Below are 21,968 nucleotides of genomic sequence, written 5' to 3'. Positions count from 1 at the left end.
TGGAACTTCAGCAACCATTGCTTCTGTTGTAATCAGAAGGCTAGCAATTGAAGCCGCATTCTGGAGAGCAGAACGCAAAAACTTTCACTGGATCAACAATTCTTGAAAGCAATCAAATCACCAAATTCACCGGTTGCAAAACGTGAAAAAGCATTAAAAAAAACGGGCACAGAAAGCCCGTTTCTTTATTACTTCTATGGAATAAGAGCTTAGAAATCCATTCCGCCCATTCCACCCATTCCGCCACCTAAGCATTGGAGGCATTGGTGTATCTTTCTTTGGAACTTCAGCAACCATTGCTTCTGTTGTAATCAGAAGGCTAGCAATTGAAGCCGCATTCTGGAGAGCAGAACGCACAACTTTCACTGGATCAACAATTCCCAAAGCAATCAAATCACCAAATTCACCCGTGGCAGTATTGTAACCATAAGTGTCAGCATTATTTTCCAGCACTTTGCCCACAATAATAGCGGCTTCTTCACCGGCATTGGTTGCGATTTGACGTGCTGGCGCTTGAAGAGCACGACGAACGATATGAATACCTGCTTCTTGGTCAGGATTGCTTCCTTTAACGGTCAACGCATTTGCTGCACGCAACAATGCGGTACCACCACCAGCAACAATACCTTCTTCAACAGCAGCACGTGTTGCATTCAAAGCATCATCAACACGGTCTTTCTTTTCTTTCACTTCAACTTCTGTTGCACCACCCACGCGGATAACAGCAACACCACCAGCGAGTTTAGCAAGTCTTTCTTGCAATTTCTCACGGTCATAGTCAGAAGTTGTTTCTTCGATCTGAGCCTTGATTTGATTGACGCGAGCAGTAATTTCAGACTTTTGTCCAGCACCATCAATAATGGTGGTGTTTTCTTTAGAAATGTTCACTTTCTTTGCACGTCCAAGCATATCCAAAGTGACATTTTCAAGTTTAATGCCCACATCTTCAGAAATAACCTGTCCGGATGTCAAGATTGCGATATCCTCTAACATTGCTTTACGGCGATCACCAAATCCAGGTGCTTTTACAGCAGCAATTTTCAAACCACCACGCAACTTGTTGACCACGAGTGTTGCCAAAGCTTCACCTTCCACATCTTCAGCGATAATGAGAAGTGGTTTTCCAGATTGCACAACAGCTTCAAGCACTGGAAGAAGAGATTGTAGATTAGACAATTTCTTTTCGTGAATGAGAATGTAAGGATCATCAAGATCAGCGACCATTTTCTCAGCATTTGTGACAAAATAAGGGGAAAGATACCCACGGTCAAATTGCATTCCTTCAACGACTTCTAATTCCGTTTCAGCAGTTTTAGCTTCTTCTACGGTAATGACGCCTTCATTGCCCACTTTTTCCATAGCATCAGCGATCATTTTACCGATTTCAGCAGCACCATTAGCAGAAATAGTTCCTACTTGTGCAATTTCTGCTGAAGTTTGGATTTTTTTTGCTTTTTTGAAGAGGTTTGCCACCACTTCATCCACAGCAGCATCAATCCCGCGTTTAAGATCCATTGGGTTCATGCCAGCAGCAACAGCTTTAACGCCTTCTTGCACAATAGCTTGTCCTAAAACAGTTGCTGTTGTTGTTCCATCACCAGCGATATCATTGGTTTTAGAAGCAACTTCGCGCAACATTTGTGCACCCATATTTTCGAACTTATCTTCAAGTTCAATTTCCTTTGCAACGGATACACCATCTTTTGTGATGCGAGGCGCACCGAATGATTTATCAATCACCACATTACGACCTTTAGGGCCGAGTGTCACCTTAACAGCATTAGCAAGGATGTCGACACCGCGCAACAAACGCTCACGCGCTTCACGGCCAAATTTGACTTCTTTAGCAGCCATTTAATTTCTCCTTGGAGTTTTCTCAAAATAGTACACAATGAAAAGTTAAGCGCTTCAATTAGCCCATAATTCCCATAATGTCAGATTCTTTCATGATGAGGAGGTCTTCCCCATTAATCTTGACTTCAGTTCCAGACCATTTTCCAAAGAGGATACGGTCTCCTGTTTTGACTTCTAAAGGCACACGCTTTCCGTTATCATCGAGAGCGCCATTGCCAACAGCAATCACTTCGCCTTCTTGAGGTTTTTCTTTTGCTGTATCAGGGATGATAATCCCACCAGCCGTTTTATTTTCAGATTCAACCCGACGGACAACGACACGGTCGTGAAGTGGGCGGAATTGTATATTAGCCATGTTTTAAATCCTTAAAACTGAACATAATTGCATTAATCTTAAAAGTTCTTGCTAGCACTCATAGCTTGAGAGTGCTAGTATAAGTTAGATATAAAATCTGCATCTCTTAATGTCAAGAATAGCCATAAAATAATTTCTCTAAATGAAGCTTCAAAGTCTTGCCTCTCATTGCACTTTCGCGTTATTTAGCTTTTTTAAGAACCCGTGAACAAAAAAGGATCTTATCATGGTTGAAACACGTCAGGAAACGGATAGCTTTGGAACGATTTCGGTACGTCAAGATCGTTATTGGGGAGCACAAACTGAACGTTCACTGCATAATTTTAATATTGGCAGTGAAAAGCAGCCTCTTGCCATCATCTATGCCTTAGTCCTTATCAAAAAAGCTGCAGCTGTTGTAAATATGGACAAAGGAAAACTACCAGCAAATATTGGAAAAGCAATTATTGCCGCCGCCGATGAAGTGCTTGCCGGCGATTTTGATACGCATTTCCCACTCTCCGTCTGGCAAACAGGTTCTGGCACACAAAGCAATATGAATGTCAATGAAGTAATTGCTAATCGTGCCAGTAAGATTTTGGGAGGAAAACTTGGAAGCAAAAAACCAGTTCATCCCAATGACCATGTCAATATGAGTCAATCATCGAACGATTCCTTTCCCACAGCGCTTCACATTGCCACCACGTTGCAAACACGCCAACACTTACTGCCAATCCTTGAAGCTCTTATTGCTACACTAAAACAAAAAGAGCAAGAATTTGCAGACATCATTAAAATCGGCCGCACCCATACCCAAGATGCAACGCCTTTAACCTTAGGACAAGAATTTTCAGGCTATCGTGCCGCATTAGAAGCCAATCTTCAGCGCATTGAAAATGCTCTAACCGATGTCCACATGCTTGCTCAAGGTGGCACGGCTGTTGGCACAGGACTAAATGCGCCAAAAGGTTTTGACATTGCTTTTGCGCAAACAGTGAGCGCTTTCACAGGAATAACGTTTCAAACTGCCAGCAATAAATTTGAAGCACTCGCCCATCATGGAGCCCTTGCGCATTTCCATGGGAGCTTGAATGCCTTAGCTGCTGATCTGTTTAAAATTGCTAATGACATTCGATTTTTGGGCTCAGGACCACGTTCAGGTTTAGGGGAACTCAGTCTTCCCGAAAATGAACCCGGATCTTCCATCATGCCAGGCAAAGTTAATCCCACGCAATGTGAAGCCTTAACCATGGTCGCATGCCAAGTTTTTGGCAATCACACCAGCGTAACCTTTGCCGCAAGCCAAGGACATTTTGAACTCAACGTTTATAAACCTGTTATTGGCTATAACGTTTTACAATCAATTACCCTTCTTGGTGATTGCATGCGCTCTTTTGATGAACATTGCATTCAAGGATTACGAGCCAATCGCATTCATATTCACTCGCTCATGGAGCGCTCACTCATGTTAGTCACAGCTCTTGCACCAGAAATTGGCTATGAAAAAGCTGCTGAAATTGCCAAAGCAGCGCATAAAAATGATACAACTTTGCGCGCAGAAGCAATAAAAGCTGGCGTTTCTGGAGCTGATTATGACCGGCTGGTTGATCCCAAAAAGATGATTTCTCCCCAATAAACAACTCACTAAAAAAAGATGCAAACGTCTTAAAACAAATCTTTCTGTCAAAAGATCGGGGTGTTTACACCCCGACGATGACCGATAACGATTACCCACAGCGTTCATTTTAGGCTCTGGTCCATATTTCTGCTCTTGTCTCAATGAGATAATGTATTTATCTATAATGATAATCTCGCGTCATTCATATTGAATGAGAATCCTGAATACCGTAGGATTTTCTCATTTTAAATCTGTCCCATGTTAAATCAATCAAAATCACTTACTTCCACATCACAAGCGGGATAAATGTATGGATAGAAGTTGTATAAAATAAGAAATGACTAAAAACGCCTCTAACGAACCGCCTCAAGTGCCAAGAACTGTCACAACATTGTGGAGAGGGCTGTCACAACACCCACGAGCTGGTAAATATAATGATCGTACCGGCTTGATTCTTTATGAAGCGTAAAGATAAGGGGGGCTCAATGGCTTTATCTTTATACCATTCACGAGCCACCGCCATGAAATGGGTTTGGGAGCATTGAGAAATGTCTCCTTTATGAAGCGTGAAGATAGAAGTGCTCAATAGAGGAACAGCTGTTGGAAAAAACTCAATGCACCGAAAGGTTTTGGCCTTTACTGAAACAATCAGCTCTCTGACAGGGATATCCTTGACAGTTCGCAAAAAATTTTGGAGCATTTACCCATCATGACGCCCTCACCCATTTCCACAAAAACCTGAGTGCACGCGCTAATCTCTTTAAAATTGCCAACGACATTCAGTTTTTAGGCTCTCATCCACGTTCCGGCTTTAAGCGAACGAAAAGAAGAATTTATCGTTTTACATGGTGCATGAGAAACCTCATGAAACATCAGATTCTCGCACTTTGCTCCTTCTTATTCTTCATATCCCATTCAATCAATCAAAACTATTCGCTTGGATTGTTATAAGCAAAAGTGGCATATAGATAAAAAAAGAAATAAAGAAATAAAGTCGCTCATCCTCTCAAGTGCTCAAAAGGCTATCGCAATACAAAGCTACGCAATATCAGAAACGAGCAAAGAATGTGATGGTGCCAATATGTATTTTTTACGATCAATTGAATATTAAGCACAATGATATCAATCATTATAGACAATATATTTAACACTGAATAACAAAGAGTGTTTTTAATATATATATAATAATGGTTCTTTAATAATGGTTCTTTAAAAAAATTAAAATCTTATTTACTATACTATATTTTTTTCTAAAACATAGAAAACACTGAAGGAATATATACAAACCCTGAAAAATTAAGAAAAACGCGGAATAATAGCACGAAAACAAGTTTTAAAAACACTTTAATATGGTTAATTATAGATTTTATACGTATTTTAGTTTTCATAATGATATTAACTATAGATTTTTTTAACCAATTTGTATATAATACGATTTGTATCCGAAATGAATTGGGGATGTTTTTATGAAAACAAAATATTTAATCGCACTATCTATTTTCACTTTCATTACCACTTCAACAGCGCAAGCAGCAGATACGGTAATCTTTGAGCAATCAAAACCGAAGGTTTCATTGCAAAATGATTCATCGTCACGTATCACACCGGTTACTGTTTCTGCGCCTTTTTCTTGGTCTGGTTTTTATTTTGGAGGACAAATTGGATATTTTTCCAGTAAAAATACTCTAGATTACGCAAAAGAAGCCAGGGACGGAAAATGGGCTTGGGTTGATAGAGATTTATCACCGAAACCATCAGGATTGAGAGCAGGTTTGTATGCAGGTTCTAATATTGATCTGGGAGAGAACCTTGTTTTCGGTTTTGATACGGACATAGTCTGGTCTGGGAGGAAAAGCACCCAAACAGACAATGGAAAGAAAATTCTAGATGAATTAGACTCTATTAACATTGCCTTTAAAGAAGCTGGGATTCCTATCGTAAAACCTGCAGCTCAGGATGAAACGATACCCAACTATGGTGACATTGTTGTCAGCAGTGTAACATTGAAAGAAAAATGGTCTGGTGCTGCACGCGCGCGTATTGGTTTTGCTTCCCATCGTCTTATGCCTTATGTTGCAGGGGGTATAGCCTATACACAAATGCAATATATCATGTCACTTTTATCAAAATCACAAGAAGATTCGACAGTTTTTGCTTCTGGCGATGTGTTAGATAAAACAAAAACAATGTTTGGTTACACTATTGGTGGTGGTTTTGATCTTGCAATGACAGATAATATCATCATGCGTACAGAATATCGTTATTCAGATTTTTTGAAAAAGAAATTTGCAGACGATAACCTTGAAATCTCTTCTCAAACGCATGATGTTCGCTTTGGTATCGCTTATAAATTCTAAGTTTTGTAGAAAAATTGAACTCTTAAAAAACCCTGTTAAAACGGGGTTTTTTTTATGCCTCTTTTCCTCCTAAAAAGACGCAGATTCTAAAAACCAAGACTAAACTGTAAACAAATCGTCACAAAACAATAAAGCCTCTCCCTCTTTTAAAGCAAGCTCCTATCCTCTCCCCCTTTCATGTATACATTTAGAATATAAAAGCTTTACCATCATACCACTGGCTACCATCGTAAAATAAATGAGAGCAGTTATTAAGAGATGTTTCTTTAAAAGAACTATGGATATTGTGCATCAATTGCAGTTTTATAGGATGATGTTGACTTGCCTCCCCACTCTCAAAGGATCAAGATTCTAAAACCCATTTCTAAAATCATGTCCGTTTGTAAAAACACAACAACTCTTGGGGACTCTTGGGGCAGGCTCCTCTTGGCGCCTCCCCATGGAATGCCCTTAAACCTAAAGTAAAACAAACACTCTTAAGAATATCCAACACACACTGAAAAAAAATTACTGTAACGTTTCAAGGAAGTTTACAGACCCTATATGACCACACTTCAAATGACAGTGTTTACAGCTATTGTATACCAGAGTAGAGAGAGGATATTGCGGTTCTCTGTTTATGTAATTTCTGTAACGGGGAGACAGCTTCATTTGGGGAGAATATGAAGTTGTCAAGGCAAAAACCAATTTCCAACCTTACTATTTCCTTTTACTTCGGTTTTACGACTTTCAAAGCCTCTAAAGCACTATCTTTTAGGCCTCTACAGCTCTGTCTTTTAAAGAAAGGAGTTTACGCATTGCCTCATGCTTGTGTTTCTCACGGGACTTTTTTGGATCACGCCCCTCATGTCATACGACAGCGCTCCAAACCAAACACACTCAAATCCCAAACACACTCAAATCCAAGACACTTGGGTTGGTAATTCACATGCGTGTTTTCAAGAAACATCTCTCAAAACCCTGACGCCCATTTTGCAATAACGCCCACAAGAATATAAAATCTATAGAGCATCATCTTTACACTTCATAAAAGTGCAAGCTGGCACCATCCATCATATACTCCTACCCCCCAATGATGCCCTTGAAACGGTTTATTAAGAGGCATTTTTATTCATTTTTTGTAAAATTTCATTCCACATTTTGTAAAATTTCATTCCACAATAGCGCATCTAGCTTGCAATGTACAAAAGACATGATTTCGGTTAATTTACTATAAATAAACTTAAAATAAACAAACTTAAAATGAAAGAATCCTATGGTATTCGAGGTTTTTCATTCAACATGCAAAACAGTGAACACTATTTATAAATCCCACATGTTTTATAAATTAACATGATACGCCATAACAGGATAAAGGAAAATCTCTATGAGATGGTGCGGGTGGTCGGACTCGAACCGACACTCCTCTCGGAACCAGATTTTGAGTCTGGCGCGTCTACCAGTTCCACCACACCCGCACATTGCTACAAAAGACAGTACTTAAAATACAGACTTGTCGATTATTCCTTTGCACTATATGAAGAAGCACAGATTCGTCAACAGCAGACTTCTCATTTTTTAAGAATTCATATCATTTTCTTATCTGTTTTATGAAATATTTTCTTTATTGGATTTCTCTACCGGATTTATAACAATCTCATTTGTAAAGTCTTTACCTCTTAAATTTATAGAAAGCCTCATGATATTAAACAAATTAAAGCTTTGGACGATTTCTTTGGCAAATCGGCGTACTGCACCACACTGGCTTGGTTTCATTGCCTTTATTGAAAGTTCTGTTTTTCCAATTCCCATAGATGTTTTATATATTCCGATGCTGCTTATCCATCAAAAGCGAGTTTATCGCTATGCTTTGATTGCGACTATCTGTTCTGTATTAGGAGGCATTGCCGGTTGGTTTATCGGACATTTTGCCTATGATACTCTTGCCAAACCCATTTTAGAAATTTATGGTAAGGTTGAAAGTTTTGAATCTCTGAAAAATAGTGCAACCCTGCAATTTCTAGTCATTTTACTGATAACATCAGGTTTTTTTCATCTTCCCCCCATCAAAATTGTCACAATTTTGGCCGGTGTAATGAGTGTACGTCTTGAACTTTTCATTCTTATTTGTATTTTTTCTAGAGGCGCTCGTTTTTATCTTCTCGCGTGGCTGATTAAACATTTTGGGCAAAAAGCAATGAATTTTCTAGTACAGAATTTCAAATGGATTATTCTCATTGGTTGTGTTAGTCTCGTTTTAATTTATGGGATTTTCATAGCTTTTTTAAACAAAAAGCTTTTATAAGGAACAGACTTAATGGCGTGCGTTTTGTCTTCTCACCCACTTTTATACAAGCACCTTCATCTTGAACCCAGCAGAAAAGAACAAAGTTTATGGGCTTTTTTTCTCGCTTTTTGCTTGTCCGCTACAATAGGTCTTGCCCTTGGTTTTGAATATTTTGGAGGGTATCTTCCTTGCGATTTGTGTCTCATAGAGCGTTTTCCCTATTATGGTGCCATACCCTTTTTGCTCTTAGCAGGTTTTGGGGCATGTTTTTTTCGCATGTCTGCTTGGATACAACTTTTATTTTTGTGTGTTTTTGTCTTAATGTGTATAAGCCTTGTTTTAGCCATTTATCATGCAGGTGTTGAATATGGCTTTTGGGCAGCCCCCCTCAGTTGTGGTTTAAGCGCAGTGAGAAAAACCTCAGACATTAACCAGCTTCTTAACCAATTAAACAACATTCATCCCCCTTCTTGTTCTGAAGCATCCGCACGCTTTCTTTTTCTTTCATTTGCCGGCTGGAATGTCGTTGCTAGTCTATTTTACATGCTTATCAGTTTTTATGTTGCCTCAAAAGGACTCCTTTCAAGCAATAAGAAACTCTAACCATAAAATAGAAATGAAGCCGCGTGCACTCGTTCTCTCCAATCGCTTCCCCCTAAACCAACAACCCTCCAGTCACCAATCACCACCCAAAACCACCCACCGCCAAACCAACCCAACAACCCACCTATCACCAATATCCCTCCTCTAGCGTTGTACGCAAAAGACAAAAATAAGCAGATATATCCATTTTATGGTTTCACCTCTCTGTACTTATGAGCAACATTTTGATAAAAACTCGTGGTAGAAAAGCCGTAAAATAATAAGTGAGGGGACCGATAAATATAAATGGTCTGCTATGGCTGAAGATAAGAACACAGCGCCTTCTACCCTATCACCTATTTCCTTAGATATAACCAAACTTGAAGAACCATGTGTTATGATGGAACATGATTATAATGCATGGCGCGAGCATATAAGAGAAAGAGATTTAAATGCTCCTTACAAAAAACCACCTCACATAAAACCACGAATCAAATCGGCACCACGCATCAGACAAGTTTTTTGGTGCGATTTTCCTCATGATTCGATACTCCCTGAATTTTGGAAAAAGCGGCCTGTTTTAGTGCTTTCTAAGAATGCAAAATTATATGGAAATGTGACAGTTTTACCTTTTTCAACGAAATCACAACCCAATAATCCCGCTGCGTATCCAATACAATCTCCCATAGAAAATAAAAAAGCATGGATTATCTGCAATTATGTCACAACAGTTTCTGTAAGTCGTTTAAGTTGCTCACGTACTGTTCCAAGATTATCCAGCGAAGATTTTCATAAAGTTGTAGCTCTGATGCTCAAACATTTACCGCATTTACACTATTGACTTTTGAAAAAAATAAGCGTATATGTATCACCATATACGGCATCAGTAATGGTGGCCGCTTCCCCGAAAGGGGAGATAGGAACGAAGGAGTGGGCAACCGCTCCTTTCGTCATTTTTGGTATTTTTTTTGAGAACTTTTTAGCCATTTTTTGCAACCTTCCCTAGAACATATCCAACATTCATTCTCCACCGTTGTTGTTTTGAAATATCTGCGATTTGGGGTAAGCAGAAGACACTATCCGTACTATTGATCTGGTAAAGTTTCCCACGGAGATTACCGAGATGTTGTACATATTTATCATTTCATTGCACAAAAAACCGTGCTGCCGTTGCTTAAACTTTATATGATTTGCCGCAATGGGAATATCTTTCCAAGATTGAAAAAAATTTTTCATAATTTGGCATAACAAATAATCCCTTGTTCTTCGCGCTCTTGAAGTGTTCAATCGCTCAATTTACCAAAAGATATTCGACCTCACAACTTGTTTATTTACGTCCCTCAATACGGATGAAGCGGATGAAAAAGCCAGCATTTTTGAAAAGAAAAATAAAGAGCATTTAATGATTCAAACGCTTTAAGACTACACAGAATACTCCATTCATCTTTGAACGCATCTATTTCTGTAAAGAGAGCTAATAATGCTTATATAATCTGAATAATATTAGTTTACTTACCATATGATAACCGATTGATAACGATAACGCTAAACACAGAACTTACATCACCATACCACAAAATAGTGTTTTTACGAGATAACAAAAAACGATTACTTCACACCGCAATATATCTTAAAAATTGCATCAATAATCCATAGCATTTTTATAAAATACTATGAAATTTGAAAAATTCATACAGAACATATGTCATTTACACCACAATAAAACTACATTTTGTTTATTTAAAAAACATTTTGTATATTAAAAATATCTCCGTTAATAATATAGAATTGCGTTTACGACTTACCAAAACAGATGATACAATAAAAACAATAATATAATTTAAACTTATTTCTAAATTAACAAAAAAACTACAGCTTATAATTTAAGTTAAAAACTAAAATTGAAAAGTTGACAGAATCAATAAACTATGGAAATTACATAAAAATATAATACAAAATGTGCAATTAAACACTTTGTATTAACAGCACATTAAACACATAATGAAATTATGCATCATAGGATGCCACGGTGCTTTTTTTGTTTTGTTTAGAGAGTGTAATGAAAAAACTTTTTTGATTAAATCTTTTAAATTTGGATCATTATAATGAAAATATTTCAAAAAATCGCGTTATATATTGTTACAATAGCCTTTTTCTTTTCACAGGTTTTGGAAGCTAATGCTTATTATTTGAATAGTCATTCTCAAGGTTCTAGTTTTGCTTCTACAGTGTCAAAAGAAAATAAAGTTGTTAAAGCTATTGATATGATTATGGATCATATTTCAACACAAAGCACTGAACAAGATTTTAAAAAAGGTGTTGTAAAGGTAGGAGTTATGATGGGACTTGCACCAGCACTTTGGGGTCTTATTGCGTATTTTTCATGGTTGTTTTCTAAAAAGCGGGCTCCCTATCGTACACCGGGTCAAAAAGCATTTGATGCTTTTGCAGACAGTGCGTGGATGCTTGTTTAAACAACGTTTCACTTAAATACAGTTTAAACAGTAAGCTTATTTAATACTTAATAACATAAACTGTAATTCAGATTACAGTTTATGTTTTTTTATATTCAATTAATATTGTTAACTTTTCCCCACTCTACATGATAAATAAAATTTGATCAGCTATATTCACACAAATGCAATGCGATAAATTGAACACTGTTTGATATGATAATATCTCTCTCTCATTTATGCACCCCCACCCTTAAACCTACCCCTGAAATTGCAGCACAAAAGATAATTCGTTACACGCTAAAAAATCCACCTAAATGCAAAAGCTGTAACAACGCTCAACTTCGACTATTTGAATAACAGCAATCATTCAAACTTTAACCAACACGATAATACGCCTATTCTAAACGATTTATGTACCACCTCATCCGCAACACATTGCCAAATATCCGTACATTTCCCCGAAAAATTTTCACACTTTTACGCATAGTAAAAAAAAGATTAACTTTAATCATGTTGCACTCCTTAAATTGATAACGGATTTTAAAAATGACCAAAAAAATCAAACAAAAATAGAGAGGTAAGTTACGAAAACTACAGGGTAAATTTTACTGCCCCAAAATGTCTATTTTCCCCCGCCTGAACAGTCAGAGGAACACTATAAAAATTATTTTCATTGAAAAACAATTACTTATAATCTAGGGAAGAAAAGTAAAAATCTCCCCCAGAAAAAGAGATTATCTTCAAAATTATCAAAAAAACAGCACAATTTTAGTGATCTTTTTATTTTTTTTCTTTTGATAAAATTAATTGGCAGGTGTCTTAGGCGCCCCTCCGGTAGGTTCCCAATTCGCAACAGCCGCTAATTCCTCAATAACATCCTTTTTTAACTTACCATTTTTCTTATTGTGTAAATCATATTGATCAGCATTCTGTTGCAACCATTTTGCAAGCGTTCCTTTAACAGTTTTACCACCCTCAACCTCACTCACCGCTTCCCATGCCGCAACAATAGCAGCAAGCTTTGGAGCATAACGTGGATGCGTTGGATCTTGAAACGCATATTTTTGATCCTTAACGTCACGAGAATCATCCTCAGGGAAAAAAACTTTAGGTCTCTTACCACGCAATAAAAGCCATTTCCTCAAATCATCTAGGGAAACAGAAGAATATTCAGCAATAGGATCGTTCAAATGCCCCACCCGAAAACCACTAAGATAGTACCATTCTACCCTTAATTTTCCCTCTTTTGCTTCTCTTACTATGTCACTATAAACAGCTCGGAACAAAGCAATTTTATCAAACGGTACTCGCTTCTCTCCTTCACTACACAGAGATTATACTCCCCTCACATTGCGCACTTATCACACTTTTTAATAATCCCACAACCACACCCTTCCTTGTGATACACAAGAAAATGATTTGAATTGCTTCAATATAAGAAGTTTTGAAGTGAGAGGAAACCTACTGAACTTTGGGCTTTCATGCAAGATATCAGGCAAGTTACAAGGCGATAAATGCCCCTTCATAAAGCATAAATTTTTATGCGTGATCAAACAATTTGATATGATAATGTCTCTCTCATTTATGCACTCCCCCCCCTAAACCTGTATGCACTCCCCCCCTTAAACCTGCCCCTGAAATTGCAGCACAAAAGATAATTCGTTACACGCTAACAAATCCACCTAAATGCAAAAGCTGTAACAACGCTAAATGCGCGTAAATATCATAAGAATACTGGCTTACACCTCCACAAGCAGAATGAGTGGCGTAAAACTGTACAATAAAATGCCATACCCATAATAAACCGTGCTAAAGATTGTCGCAACACTGGGAGCTAAGGTGTATGATGATGCCGGCTTGCTCTTTTATGAAGCGTAAAGATTAAGAAGACTCAATAGAGTTTATATTATTTCATGGAAATTTTGTCGCTCTACCCTTCTATACTCTTCACAGGGGTCCCCTCGCGAAATGGGCTTTTGTCCCTTGAAAAAGGTCTCCTTTAAAAGAATCATCTCAAATTCCAAGAGCTGTTACAGTCTTTTGAACGCATAAAATGAATGATGACGCCAAGCCTATTTCTTTCCCTACATTCTCGAGCATCAATACATTGAAACACTTCATTCAAACGCCCCTTTAGCAAAATAAAGCACATTGTCTCTTAATTTTTTCACGCAATCATTTCTTTCATGTGACCATACTTCTTGATAAATCTCCTTTGCTTTCTTGACTTCCCAGCACTCTTTTTTCTCAGTGCAACCTTTTTGCAATTTTTCAGTTTTTAACTTTTAGATTGACTTTTGGTTTATTTTTCTTATGGTTTAGAACTATTCTAAAGTGCAGAGGGACAGAAAATGTTGAGATCGTTTTTTTCATTTGTACAACGTAAAGCTCTGTTCTTTCGTTCAGCACAAAAAATGATGCTTCAAGCGCTCAAAGTAAAAGAGCAGCATGCAGCGCTCTATTTGAAATATGCAAAAGCTCTAGAATCTTATTCCTCTAAGGAAGCGGCGGTTTTTACCGCCATGGGGCTTCAAGAGCTTGAAAATTATAAGGAACTTTTGTGCCTTACTTGCCATAATCGTGCAAACACTATCGGTTCATTATGTGACCGAACTTCTCTTGTAAAAAGCAAGAGTAGCCATCCCTCTAAAAAAACAACAGTGGCCAATAACACCGTAAAAAAACCTTCGAAAACGCAAAGACAAACACTTTTGACTTGGATTCAACCAGGTCTTGCAGGATTAATGGATGGCTCTGTCTCTACCCTTGCCCCCATTTTTGCAGCAGCTTTTGCCACAGGAGACACACATCAAACTTTTTTGATAGGGCTTTCAGCTTCTATTGGTGCAGGACTTTCGATGGGTTTCACAGAAGCAGCCCACGATGACGGTAAATTATCAGGGCGTGGTTCGCCATTAAAAAGAGGTCTTGCCAGCGGCATTATGACAACATTAGGGGGGTTGGGCCATACTCTTCCCTATTTGATCAACTCTTTTTATGTAGCGACAGTTATTGCATTTATCATTGTTTTTTTCGAACTAGGCGCAATCGTCTGGATCCAAAACAAATTCATGTCAACTCCCTTTTGGCGCGCCTCTTTACAGGTCATCATTGGTGGTGCTCTGGTTTTTGCCACGGGTATTCTTATTGGTAGTATCTAAAAAATCTTATCTCTAAACATAATTTAGATCTCAAATAAGCGCATGTCCTTAGGTATAAGCCATCATTGATGATGCCATTATTGAAAAATACCATTAATGGTGTCAGATGGTGTTTTGGAATATTCTAGATCAGCAAGCTCTGGGGACAACCTATATCAACAAACCTTTATCGACTTGGTTTTATGGATATCTTTTGTTAAAGTACCATTTCTTTCTAGACCTCATATTTTGGAAATACCTTGATCATGTCGCACTCTGAAACCAACACCCCTCTAAACAATCACCCTGTCTCTTCTCAATCTTCACATGCCCTGACTTTATTTGTTCAGCGTCTTGCACACGGACAAGGTTTAGAACTTCCTCACTACGCAACGGCTGGTTCTGCGGGTCTTGATCTACGTGCAGCAATTGGAGAAGAAGAAACGCTTGTTCTTGCCCCTGGGCAGCGGGCACTTATTCCAACAGGTCTCATTTTTCATTTATCACGTGGGCTTGAAGCACAAATACGTCCACGCTCTGGCTTAGCCTTAAAACACGGCATCACATGCCTCAACACTCCAGGAACAATTGATAGTGATTACCGTGGTGAAGTCAAAGTCCTTCTTATCAATTTAGGACAAGAAGACTTTTCTATCCAACGAGGAATGCGCATTGCCCAAACAGTCATCGCTCCCGTATCCCAAGTCAATGTTTGCGCCATTGAACCAGAGCAAAATACCCAAAGCCATAACGAGAGCCGTGGAACAGGAGGTTTTGGTTCAACGGGGCATACTTAAGAAGCTCTGAAAAAATCGCTACTCTCAAAATATAACACTCGCAACCACTCTTTCACTGGAAGTCCTTTGGGCTTTTAAAGTGTAGAAGGAGTGTGCATGTGCCTTCAAAGTTTTTTACTAAACGGAACCTCTAAACAATCATCCTTACTCTTCCTCTGTCTCTTCTCAATCTTCACATGCCCTGACTTTATTTGTTCAGCGTCTTGCGCTTGGGACAAGGAAACTTCTTCACTACGCAACGACTGGTTCTGCCGGTCTTGGATTTACAAACAGCAATTGGTAAAGAAGAAACGCTTGTTCTTGCCCTTGGGCAAGCGGGCACTTATTCCAACAGATCTCATTTTTCATTTATCACGGGGGGCTTGAAGCACGCATCCATCCACACTCTGACTTAGCCTTAAAACACGCCATCACATGCCTCAACACTCCAAGAACGATTGAGTGTGATTATCCGAAAGTGAAGTCAAAGTCCTTCTTATAAATTTAGGCCAAGAAGACTTTTCTATCCAACGGGGAATGCGCATTGCCCAAACAGTCATCGCCCCCGTATCCCAAGTCAATGTTTGTGCCATTGAACCAGAGCAAAATACCCAAAACCATAACGAGAGCCGTGGAACAGGAGGTTTTGGTTCAACGGAGCATACTTAAGAAGCTCTGAAAAAATCGCTACTCTCAAAATATAACACTCGCAACCACTCTTTCACTTAAAACCCCTTGGGCTTTTAAAGTGCAGAAGGAGTGCGCATTTGCTCTCAAAGTTTTTTACTAAACGCACCTCTAAACAATCATCTCTCAATTACGTTTCTTGCGCTATACAAAACTTCGTTATCACCGGACACCCCTCCCCCATAACAAAAACATTGGCATTAATCATTGAGAGCCCACATACCGCTTGTAATGTCCACAGTCTATACATCATATTGATTTATAATAATTAATTATCTTGCAACTTAAATGAGAAAACTCAATACTGTAAGATTTTTTCATTGCAAATCTATTTATATTACATCAATCAAAAGCATGTCTCTCACGTTCCAAATGTGGCTGGCATGTAGATAAAAACTGGAAAAATACCTATAATGAATACTTGTACTAAGTACTGTCACAACATGGGGAGAAAATATAAATACTATAATGGTGCTCGCTTGCTTTTTTGTTAAGCATAAAGATAGTGAGGTTCAATAGATTTTTTATTATTTTACGGGGGCTTTACCGTTATACCATTTATGAACACCGTCGCAAAAAGGGCTTTAAGATGTATTAAGACACACAACAATCGCGCCTGCTGTTTTTCTTGATCGTACCTCTTGAGGCAAGATTAGTAGAGCTTAATCCTACACAACCGATTCAATATATGAACCCCATGCGCAATATCAACCCCATGCGTATTTGGTTTAATAAATCCACGAAAGAACCCTCTATCAATTTCACTCTACGATTTTGAGTCATATGCTTTGCTTCCTACAACAAAGGCTGTTTTTTATCACTGGTCAGAAGCAGCTCCTGAAATATTAGCGTTTACCGCAGTGCCCGTTGTTACGGCATCCACATGCCCCACAACGTTACCACCCGCTCCATCGACAGTAGCGTCCACTACCCCTGTGGTTTTATTATTGATCACACCTTTTGAGGTAAGATTGGTAGAGTTTTGCAATCCTACAAGACCGATTTTATTATATCCAGCCATGCGTATTTGATTTAATAAATCGATGACAGCACCATAATCAATTTCGCTATCGGCTTTGATTAAAATTTTTGTCTCTAAATTTTGCGTAGTTTCCCTCAACAAAGCTTCTCTCAAAGCTGCTTGTTCTACAAGATGATCACCAATGTAAAGAGAACGATCTTTTTGCAAAGTAACATAAAGAGGTTCATCAGACTGAACCACTGAAGGTACTTGAGTTATAGAAGGAAGCTGAACGGGAATGACAGATGTTGCCAAAGGTGCAGCAACCATAAAAACAATAAGCAACACCAATATAACATCAATAAAAGGGGTCACATTGATTTCGCTTTGCAACCCACTCTCATCTGTATCCCAATCATTATTAAGGCTTGCTTTCATTTTTTATGACTTTTCTGTTGTCTTTGTCTATCAAGTTCACGGCTCAAGAGCCTTTCAAGAGCCGCAGCGATATCGCCTAAATCATTGCGATAACCATTCAAAGCACGCATAAGGCTATTATACATAACAACGGCGGGGATAGCTACAAAAAGCCCAATAGCTGTTGCGAATAAGGCTTCAGCAATCCCAGGAGCAACCACATCAAGTCGCGTTGTTTGAGACTGAGCAATCCCAATAAAAGAATTCATAATGCCCCAAACAGTTGCAAAAAGACCAACAAAGGGAGCAATTGCGCCAATGGTTGCAAGAACAGTGCTTCCACATGCAACACGGCGTGTAGCAGCCAACAAGCAGCGTGACAAAAGCGAATGAACCCTTTCTTTTAAACCTTCATGAACATCGCGAACCTTAACATCGCGAACATCGCGGGAAACATCTTCATATTGATTGCTCTCCTCATAAAAGAGAATGTCTTCAAGCGTTTGTGCACTTTCCCTTGCACCGGTTCTTTCCCCAGAGCTTTTATTTATCCCTTCAGGAGCAGAAAAATGAACCTGTTGTGTAGAAAGATACACCTCTTTAAGAACTTCTTTGAGAAAAAACACACCAGCCCCTTTGCTTTCTTTCAAGCTAGCTGCCAAACGTGTAAGAGTCTGAGCATTAAGAACCAATTGAAGTTCATGACGTACTCTTCGTTTTGCCAAAGTGATCTCAATAATTTTCACAAAAGCAATTGTCCAAGACATAAGAGAAGCAAGTAACAAAATAATGATAACGGCTTTCACCACCCAATCAGCAGCCATAAACATAGAAAAAGGAGAAAAATCATGCGCTGTCAATACAGCAGACATATTATCTAAAGGTACTGTTTCAGATTCCATTTCTATCTCACATTCTTATGGTCTTATCTTTTTTATGAGCTGGATCGTCACCCCGCACAGCATCGCTGTTCCACAATGCCACTACCCTTTTAACGTCATTTTCGCATTCCTCTTAAGAAAGAAAACTTGATAAATCAAGTATAGTTTTATTCCACAAGCTCTCTCTTATTCTAAAGAAATCACTCAAGAAATTTGTCTCTAACAATTCAACAAGTTGATCTTAGCCAATCAATTTATTACATAAATTTGGCAAAATGATAGACTCGCAAGGAGTATTGCATATAATATTTTAATTTATAAGAATAATTTATCATCGTTTCTGTTGAATGAATCCCTCATATCGCAAAGCTTCTCTCATTTCAGCAGCTCTTTTAAACCCAACAAAATATTTACTTGCAGAGAATAAGCAGCAAAAATATCATAAAACTCTTGAAGAAAAGGATATGCACATCTCTAACAACCAGTGCACTGAAGTACCACCTATCCCAAAATAAAAATATACCTTACATTTAAAAAAAAGAACTATCGCAATATCTTAAACTGACCACAAGTATAATGGGAGTGCTCGTTTAGCCCCCAAATACATAGAGAGCAACGAACAACAATATTATTTTCTTGTTCTTCTGCAAAAGCATAAAAATGACATTACTTCTGCCGCAAAAGCGCAACAACCATGTTTTTTATCTGTCACAAACCTAAAAAATAAGCCTCAACACGCTTTTAAAAAACTATTATAAGAACTGCGCCACAAGAAACTAAAGAATGGTGCTAACTTCCTGCAAAAGCATAAGACAATTTTCAACGGATGCAATCCTTTACGGGTATTGCCTATCGTATAGGAAAGATTTATTTTATCAAAAACAGTTTTAAATTCGACAAAATGAAAGGAACCAAAAAAAACTTTTGGCGTTACTCAACCAGTGAAAATTTTCACTCCAATGCAAATGATCACTATGAACACACCAATACAAATATAATAAATCAAGAGAGGGAAAGAATATCATGGCCCAGAACAAAACAACACAGCATAATAAAACAGCCGTAGAAGAAAAAGACCTACAAGGACAATTAGAAAAGCTACGCACTGAAATTTCAGGGATTACCTCAACCCTGACAGATCTTGGTGCAAACAAATTTAACGCCGCCAAAGACAAAGCGGAAAAACTATATCATTCAGCGAAAGAAAGTGGTGAAGACATGATGTCTCAAGCAAAAGACAAAATCAGTGATCTTGAACAAACCATGAATCAATGCGTTCGCAAAAATCCTGGCAAAAGCGTTTTGTTTGCCGCAGGGGTTGGTTTTATTCTTTCTCAATTACTGCGTCGTTAAGCAATGCATAAGTTTATCGCTCCTCTTTTAAACCATCTTGTCGGTGGAGGGCTTAAAAGCACTGTCAAGCAAGTACGCCTTCAAGCAATTTGCTATGGGTTTATTGGCATTTCATTCTTCATGTCTTTGCTTTTTTTATGTATCATCGTTTTTATTGCGTTATGTTCTGTTATGAAGCCTCTTGCCGCTGCGAGTATCATGTTTTTAATTTGTCTTTCTCTTGCAGGATTAGGTCTTATCATCAGTCGGGTTTTCAAGGCTTATCAACGCTATGACCAACAAAAAAAGACAGAAGAACAACGCCAAAAACTAATGACAGATGCAACCGTTTCCAGCCTTGCAGCTCTCAGTCAACATTTCCCTTTTGCCAAATTGAGAGTTCCCATTCTGGGACTTGTAACTTATTTTTTGTGGAAAAAAGGTAAAAAAGACCGCTTTTCAAAGTAAAATATGTAAAGCTGTCACTCTAATCCCCCAATGTGCTTTCTTTTATAGCAAAAGAAAGCACATCTTTTCTTATAGTCTCTTTAGCTTCTTCAAGTGCCTGAAAGGAAATCCCTTTCATTTTCGCTAAAAATTCCATGGATCCGATTAAATCTCTTTCAGATTGCAATCCATGTTTCATGAACATAGCAACATGAGGCAATGCTTGCATTAAAAATTCTGGTTTGATTTGAAGCAATGTAGTATTTTTTGAAGATAGAGATAGTTCGTTTCTGCTTTTCTCTATTTTTTCATAAGCCTTTTTTTCATGACCGAAGGTCACGTCATCGATTTGAATGTGTTCATATTTTTCTGAACACTCATGTTTGTTACAATGACTATTCTGTTTAGGGGAAGGAAACGCGCTCTTACATAGCGCTGTAGTAAGCAACCTATATGCATACACGAGCTTTAAACACAACAATTTTTACTGAAGAGAGTTGTCCACCAAGGACTGTGTGGACTATGATTAACTTTTTTCTGATAAAGTTCGTAGTGGAATATTGTCTTGATTTTTAAATAGCGCTTGAGAGGACGTTTTATCAATAATGGTCAATAGGATTATAGCTCCCGTGATCTCTTCGCCAATCTTCTGGTTGTTGAAATTTGCTCGACCATAAGCCATTTTGTGCTTTTTGAGCAGCAGATTGTAGAGTTTTATAGTCTGCTGGAGATGGAAAATTATGCTGATCTTTTGTTAACACCATTAACCCTTCTGCAAGCCCCAAACGTGCCAGATCAACCCCATCCACAAAACATTGTGCATAATGAACCTGTTGAATGACACGTGCTTGCCGACAAGTAACCTTTTTATCGATTGTTTTTGAGACAAGCCAAGCAGTAACAAAAGCACCGCACGGCCACTTAACTCCGTTGCGTGAGGCAAATTGCCTCATTTCACAGCTTTCCACACCATATAAGCGGATATCACGGATAATCTTTTTTCTCCATCCATCATCCACAAGCGTAATCATTTTAAAGGTCACACCACTTGTAACCTGTATAGCACCTGAATAAACCGGCACATTTTCTTCATAAAATTGTGATGCGAGTGGTTCTGGATGTAACACCACATTTTGTTGGTTTGCATAATCTATCAATTGTGACTTCGGATTTTGAACAAGGTTTTCTATTGTCTTTTCTGGCACTTTAAAAAAAGAAGATTGCATAAGTTTTTCAGTATGTTGACTGAAATAAAAGTATCCCAAAATAATAATATAAATTAAGACAATATATTTAGGCGATGCTTTAAGATATTTTAAAAGTATCATTTTGAATATTAGTATATTTTTTGTTTATTAATTAAGAAAAGATTAAATATTGTTAATTTATCGATAGAAAAATTTATTTTTTTCATTTTATAGGATAGATTAGTATTTTAACTATTAATTTAATTTTCAACTTTAAAATAGTGCGGGGGAATTTTCATGAAAAACATGAATAATTTGTTCATTAATGAACATACCTTACCAAAAACTACTCTATCCAACACACAAAAGAAATGGTTAACAGCAGCATTGATGCTGTTTATTGCCTTCATCGCACTGAGTGAGCCAGCATTTGCCGCAGGTGACTTTGGAAAAGTTGAAACTGCTCTTGATAAATTAGTCAAAGCTTTAACAGGAAACATTGCAAAATCGATTGCAACCATTGCGGTTGCTGGTATTGGGCTTGCATGGATTGCTGGTTATGTTGAAATGCGTAAAGCTTTCTTTGTTTGTGTTGGCATCGGCATTGTTTTTGGTGCACCACAAATCGCATCAATGTTTATGTCTTAATTCGCTTGACTCTAGCCTTTCAAAG

19 protein-coding genes, 1 tRNA gene and 2 pseudogenes are annotated in these 21,968 nt (G+C 38.1%); 13 read left to right on the top strand and 9 right to left on the bottom strand.

Going from position 1 to position 21,968, the window contains the following annotated elements:
* Nucleotides 1–209: 209 nt before the first annotated feature.
* Both groL and groES read right to left on the bottom strand, forming a co-directional pair.
* Nucleotides 210–1,854, bottom strand: a pseudogene (groL, locus tag ACFIJ9_RS01945) (chaperonin GroEL).
* Between the two features lie 58 nt (nucleotides 1,855–1,912).
* On the bottom strand, nucleotides 1,913–2,209 hold the full coding sequence (gene groES / locus ACFIJ9_RS01940) for a co-chaperone GroES (protein ID WP_005774667.1): 297 nt from the start codon (nucleotides 2,207–2,209) through the stop codon (nucleotides 1,913–1,915).
* A 226-nt stretch (nucleotides 2,210–2,435) separates the two neighbouring features.
* Between groES and fumC the strand changes: the two genes are divergently transcribed.
* The 3 genes from fumC (at nucleotide 2,436) to ACFIJ9_RS01925 (ending at nucleotide 6,163) form a co-directional block, all read left to right on the top strand.
* Nucleotides 2,436–3,824 (top strand): class II fumarate hydratase, encoded by a 1,389-nt coding sequence (gene fumC, locus ACFIJ9_RS01935; protein ID WP_375635572.1) that lies wholly within the window; start codon nucleotides 2,436–2,438, stop codon nucleotides 3,822–3,824.
* Nucleotides 3,825–4,143: 319 nt separating this feature from the next.
* The gene (locus ACFIJ9_RS01930; RefSeq protein WP_375635571.1) at nucleotides 4,144–4,275 is read left to right on the top strand and encodes a hypothetical protein; all 132 of its coding nucleotides are present in this window, start codon (nucleotides 4,144–4,146) and stop codon (nucleotides 4,273–4,275) included.
* A gap of 997 nt (nucleotides 4,276–5,272) precedes the next feature.
* Complete coding sequence (locus ACFIJ9_RS01925) at nucleotides 5,273–6,163, top strand: outer membrane protein (protein ID WP_375635570.1); 891 nt, start codon at nucleotides 5,273–5,275, stop codon at nucleotides 6,161–6,163.
* 1,372 nt (nucleotides 6,164–7,535) lie between these two features.
* Here the strand turns inward: ACFIJ9_RS01925 and ACFIJ9_RS01920 are convergent.
* Nucleotides 7,536–7,620, bottom strand: a tRNA-Leu gene (locus tag ACFIJ9_RS01920).
* A 221-nt stretch (nucleotides 7,621–7,841) separates the two neighbouring features.
* On the opposite strand from ACFIJ9_RS01920, the gene ACFIJ9_RS01915 reads away from it, so the two are divergent.
* Together ACFIJ9_RS01915 and ACFIJ9_RS01910 are read left to right on the top strand one after the other, a co-directional pair.
* Entirely contained in the window at nucleotides 7,842–8,447 is a 606-nt protein-coding gene (locus tag ACFIJ9_RS01915; protein ID WP_015856907.1) for a YqaA family protein, read from the top strand.
* Between the two features lie 12 nt (nucleotides 8,448–8,459).
* Nucleotides 8,460–9,032, top strand: a complete 573-nt coding sequence (locus ACFIJ9_RS01910; RefSeq protein WP_015856908.1) for a disulfide bond formation protein B — start codon at nucleotides 8,460–8,462, stop codon at nucleotides 9,030–9,032.
* Here the strand turns inward: ACFIJ9_RS01910 and ACFIJ9_RS01905 are convergent.
* A complete protein-coding gene (locus ACFIJ9_RS01905) occupies nucleotides 9,029–9,163 on the bottom strand; it encodes a hypothetical protein (RefSeq protein ID WP_375635569.1) in 135 nt (44 codons plus the stop codon). The genes ACFIJ9_RS01910 and ACFIJ9_RS01905 overlap by 4 nt on opposite strands.
* Nucleotides 9,164–9,327: 164 nt before the next feature.
* Here ACFIJ9_RS01905 and ACFIJ9_RS01900 point away from each other — a divergent pair, with 164 nt between their 5' ends.
* Together ACFIJ9_RS01900 and ACFIJ9_RS01895 are read left to right on the top strand one after the other, a co-directional pair.
* Nucleotides 9,328–9,852 carry a type II toxin-antitoxin system PemK/MazF family toxin gene (locus ACFIJ9_RS01900; protein ID WP_375635568.1) on the top strand — a complete coding sequence of 175 codons (525 nt, stop codon included), beginning with the start codon at nucleotides 9,328–9,330 and terminating at the stop codon, nucleotides 9,850–9,852.
* A 1,264-nt stretch (nucleotides 9,853–11,116) separates the two neighbouring features.
* Entirely contained in the window at nucleotides 11,117–11,485 is a 369-nt protein-coding gene (locus tag ACFIJ9_RS01895) for a hypothetical protein (protein ID WP_375635567.1), read from the top strand.
* A 785-nt stretch (nucleotides 11,486–12,270) separates the two neighbouring features.
* Here ACFIJ9_RS01895 and ACFIJ9_RS01890 read toward each other — a convergent pair.
* On the bottom strand, nucleotides 12,271–12,753 hold the full coding sequence (locus ACFIJ9_RS01890; RefSeq protein ID WP_375635566.1) for a hypothetical protein: 483 nt from the start codon (nucleotides 12,751–12,753) through the stop codon (nucleotides 12,271–12,273).
* Nucleotides 12,754–13,818: 1,065 nt separating this feature from the next.
* On the opposite strand from ACFIJ9_RS01890, the gene ACFIJ9_RS01885 reads away from it, so the two are divergent.
* The 3 genes and pseudogenes from ACFIJ9_RS01885 to dut (ACFIJ9_RS01875) all read left to right on the top strand — a co-directional run bounded on the left by ACFIJ9_RS01885 (nucleotide 13,819) and on the right by dut (ACFIJ9_RS01875) (nucleotide 16,052).
* Nucleotides 13,819–14,628 carry a VIT1/CCC1 transporter family protein gene (locus tag ACFIJ9_RS01885; protein ID WP_375635564.1) on the top strand — a complete coding sequence of 270 codons (810 nt, stop codon included), beginning with the start codon at nucleotides 13,819–13,821 and terminating at the stop codon, nucleotides 14,626–14,628.
* Between the two features lie 245 nt (nucleotides 14,629–14,873).
* Nucleotides 14,874–15,404 (top strand): dUTP diphosphatase, encoded by a 531-nt coding sequence (gene dut, locus ACFIJ9_RS01880; RefSeq protein ID WP_375635563.1) that lies wholly within the window; start codon nucleotides 14,874–14,876, stop codon nucleotides 15,402–15,404.
* A 181-nt stretch (nucleotides 15,405–15,585) separates the two neighbouring features.
* Nucleotides 15,586–16,052, top strand: a pseudogene (gene dut, locus ACFIJ9_RS01875) (dUTP diphosphatase).
* 835 nt (nucleotides 16,053–16,887) lie between these two features.
* Here the strand turns inward: dut (ACFIJ9_RS01875) and ACFIJ9_RS01870 are convergent.
* Nucleotides 16,888–17,469, bottom strand: coding sequence for a biopolymer transporter ExbD (locus ACFIJ9_RS01870; protein ID WP_375635562.1), 582 nt, complete (start codon nucleotides 17,467–17,469; stop codon nucleotides 16,888–16,890).
* Complete coding sequence (locus ACFIJ9_RS01865; protein WP_375635561.1) at nucleotides 17,466–18,350, bottom strand: MotA/TolQ/ExbB proton channel family protein; 885 nt, start codon at nucleotides 18,348–18,350, stop codon at nucleotides 17,466–17,468. Before ACFIJ9_RS01865 ends, ACFIJ9_RS01870 begins: the two co-directional genes overlap by 4 nt.
* A 1,002-nt stretch (nucleotides 18,351–19,352) precedes the next feature.
* Here ACFIJ9_RS01865 and ACFIJ9_RS01860 point away from each other — a divergent pair.
* Together ACFIJ9_RS01860 and ACFIJ9_RS01855 are read left to right on the top strand one after the other, a co-directional pair.
* Nucleotides 19,353–19,682 (top strand): YqjD family protein, encoded by a 330-nt coding sequence (locus tag ACFIJ9_RS01860; protein ID WP_273787730.1) that lies wholly within the window; start codon nucleotides 19,353–19,355, stop codon nucleotides 19,680–19,682.
* Nucleotides 19,683–19,685: 3 nt separating this feature from the next.
* Complete coding sequence (locus ACFIJ9_RS01855; protein ID WP_375635560.1) at nucleotides 19,686–20,129, top strand: hypothetical protein; 444 nt, start codon at nucleotides 19,686–19,688, stop codon at nucleotides 20,127–20,129.
* 19 nt (nucleotides 20,130–20,148) lie between these two features.
* On the opposite strand, the gene ACFIJ9_RS01850 is transcribed toward ACFIJ9_RS01855, so the two are convergent.
* Both ACFIJ9_RS01850 and ACFIJ9_RS01845 read right to left on the bottom strand, forming a co-directional pair.
* Nucleotides 20,149–20,556: a hypothetical protein gene (locus ACFIJ9_RS01850; RefSeq protein WP_375635559.1), complete on the bottom strand. Its 408-nt coding sequence runs from the start codon at nucleotides 20,554–20,556 to the stop codon at nucleotides 20,149–20,151.
* Nucleotides 20,557–20,707: 151 nt separating this feature from the next.
* Nucleotides 20,708–21,436: a nuclease gene (locus tag ACFIJ9_RS01845; protein WP_375635558.1), complete on the bottom strand. Its 729-nt coding sequence runs from the start codon at nucleotides 21,434–21,436 to the stop codon at nucleotides 20,708–20,710.
* A 156-nt stretch (nucleotides 21,437–21,592) separates the two neighbouring features.
* On the opposite strand from ACFIJ9_RS01845, the gene ACFIJ9_RS01840 reads away from it, so the two are divergent.
* Nucleotides 21,593–21,943, top strand: a complete 351-nt coding sequence (locus ACFIJ9_RS01840) for a TrbC/VirB2 family protein (RefSeq protein ID WP_375635557.1) — start codon at nucleotides 21,593–21,595, stop codon at nucleotides 21,941–21,943.
* The last annotated feature ends 25 nt before the right edge of the window (nucleotides 21,944–21,968 follow it).

Source organism: Bartonella sp. MR90HLJMH (assembly GCF_042194115.1).
GTDB lineage: Bacteria > Pseudomonadota > Alphaproteobacteria > Rhizobiales > Rhizobiaceae > Bartonella > Bartonella grahamii.
This window is presented reverse-complemented; position numbering and strand designations above follow the sequence as displayed.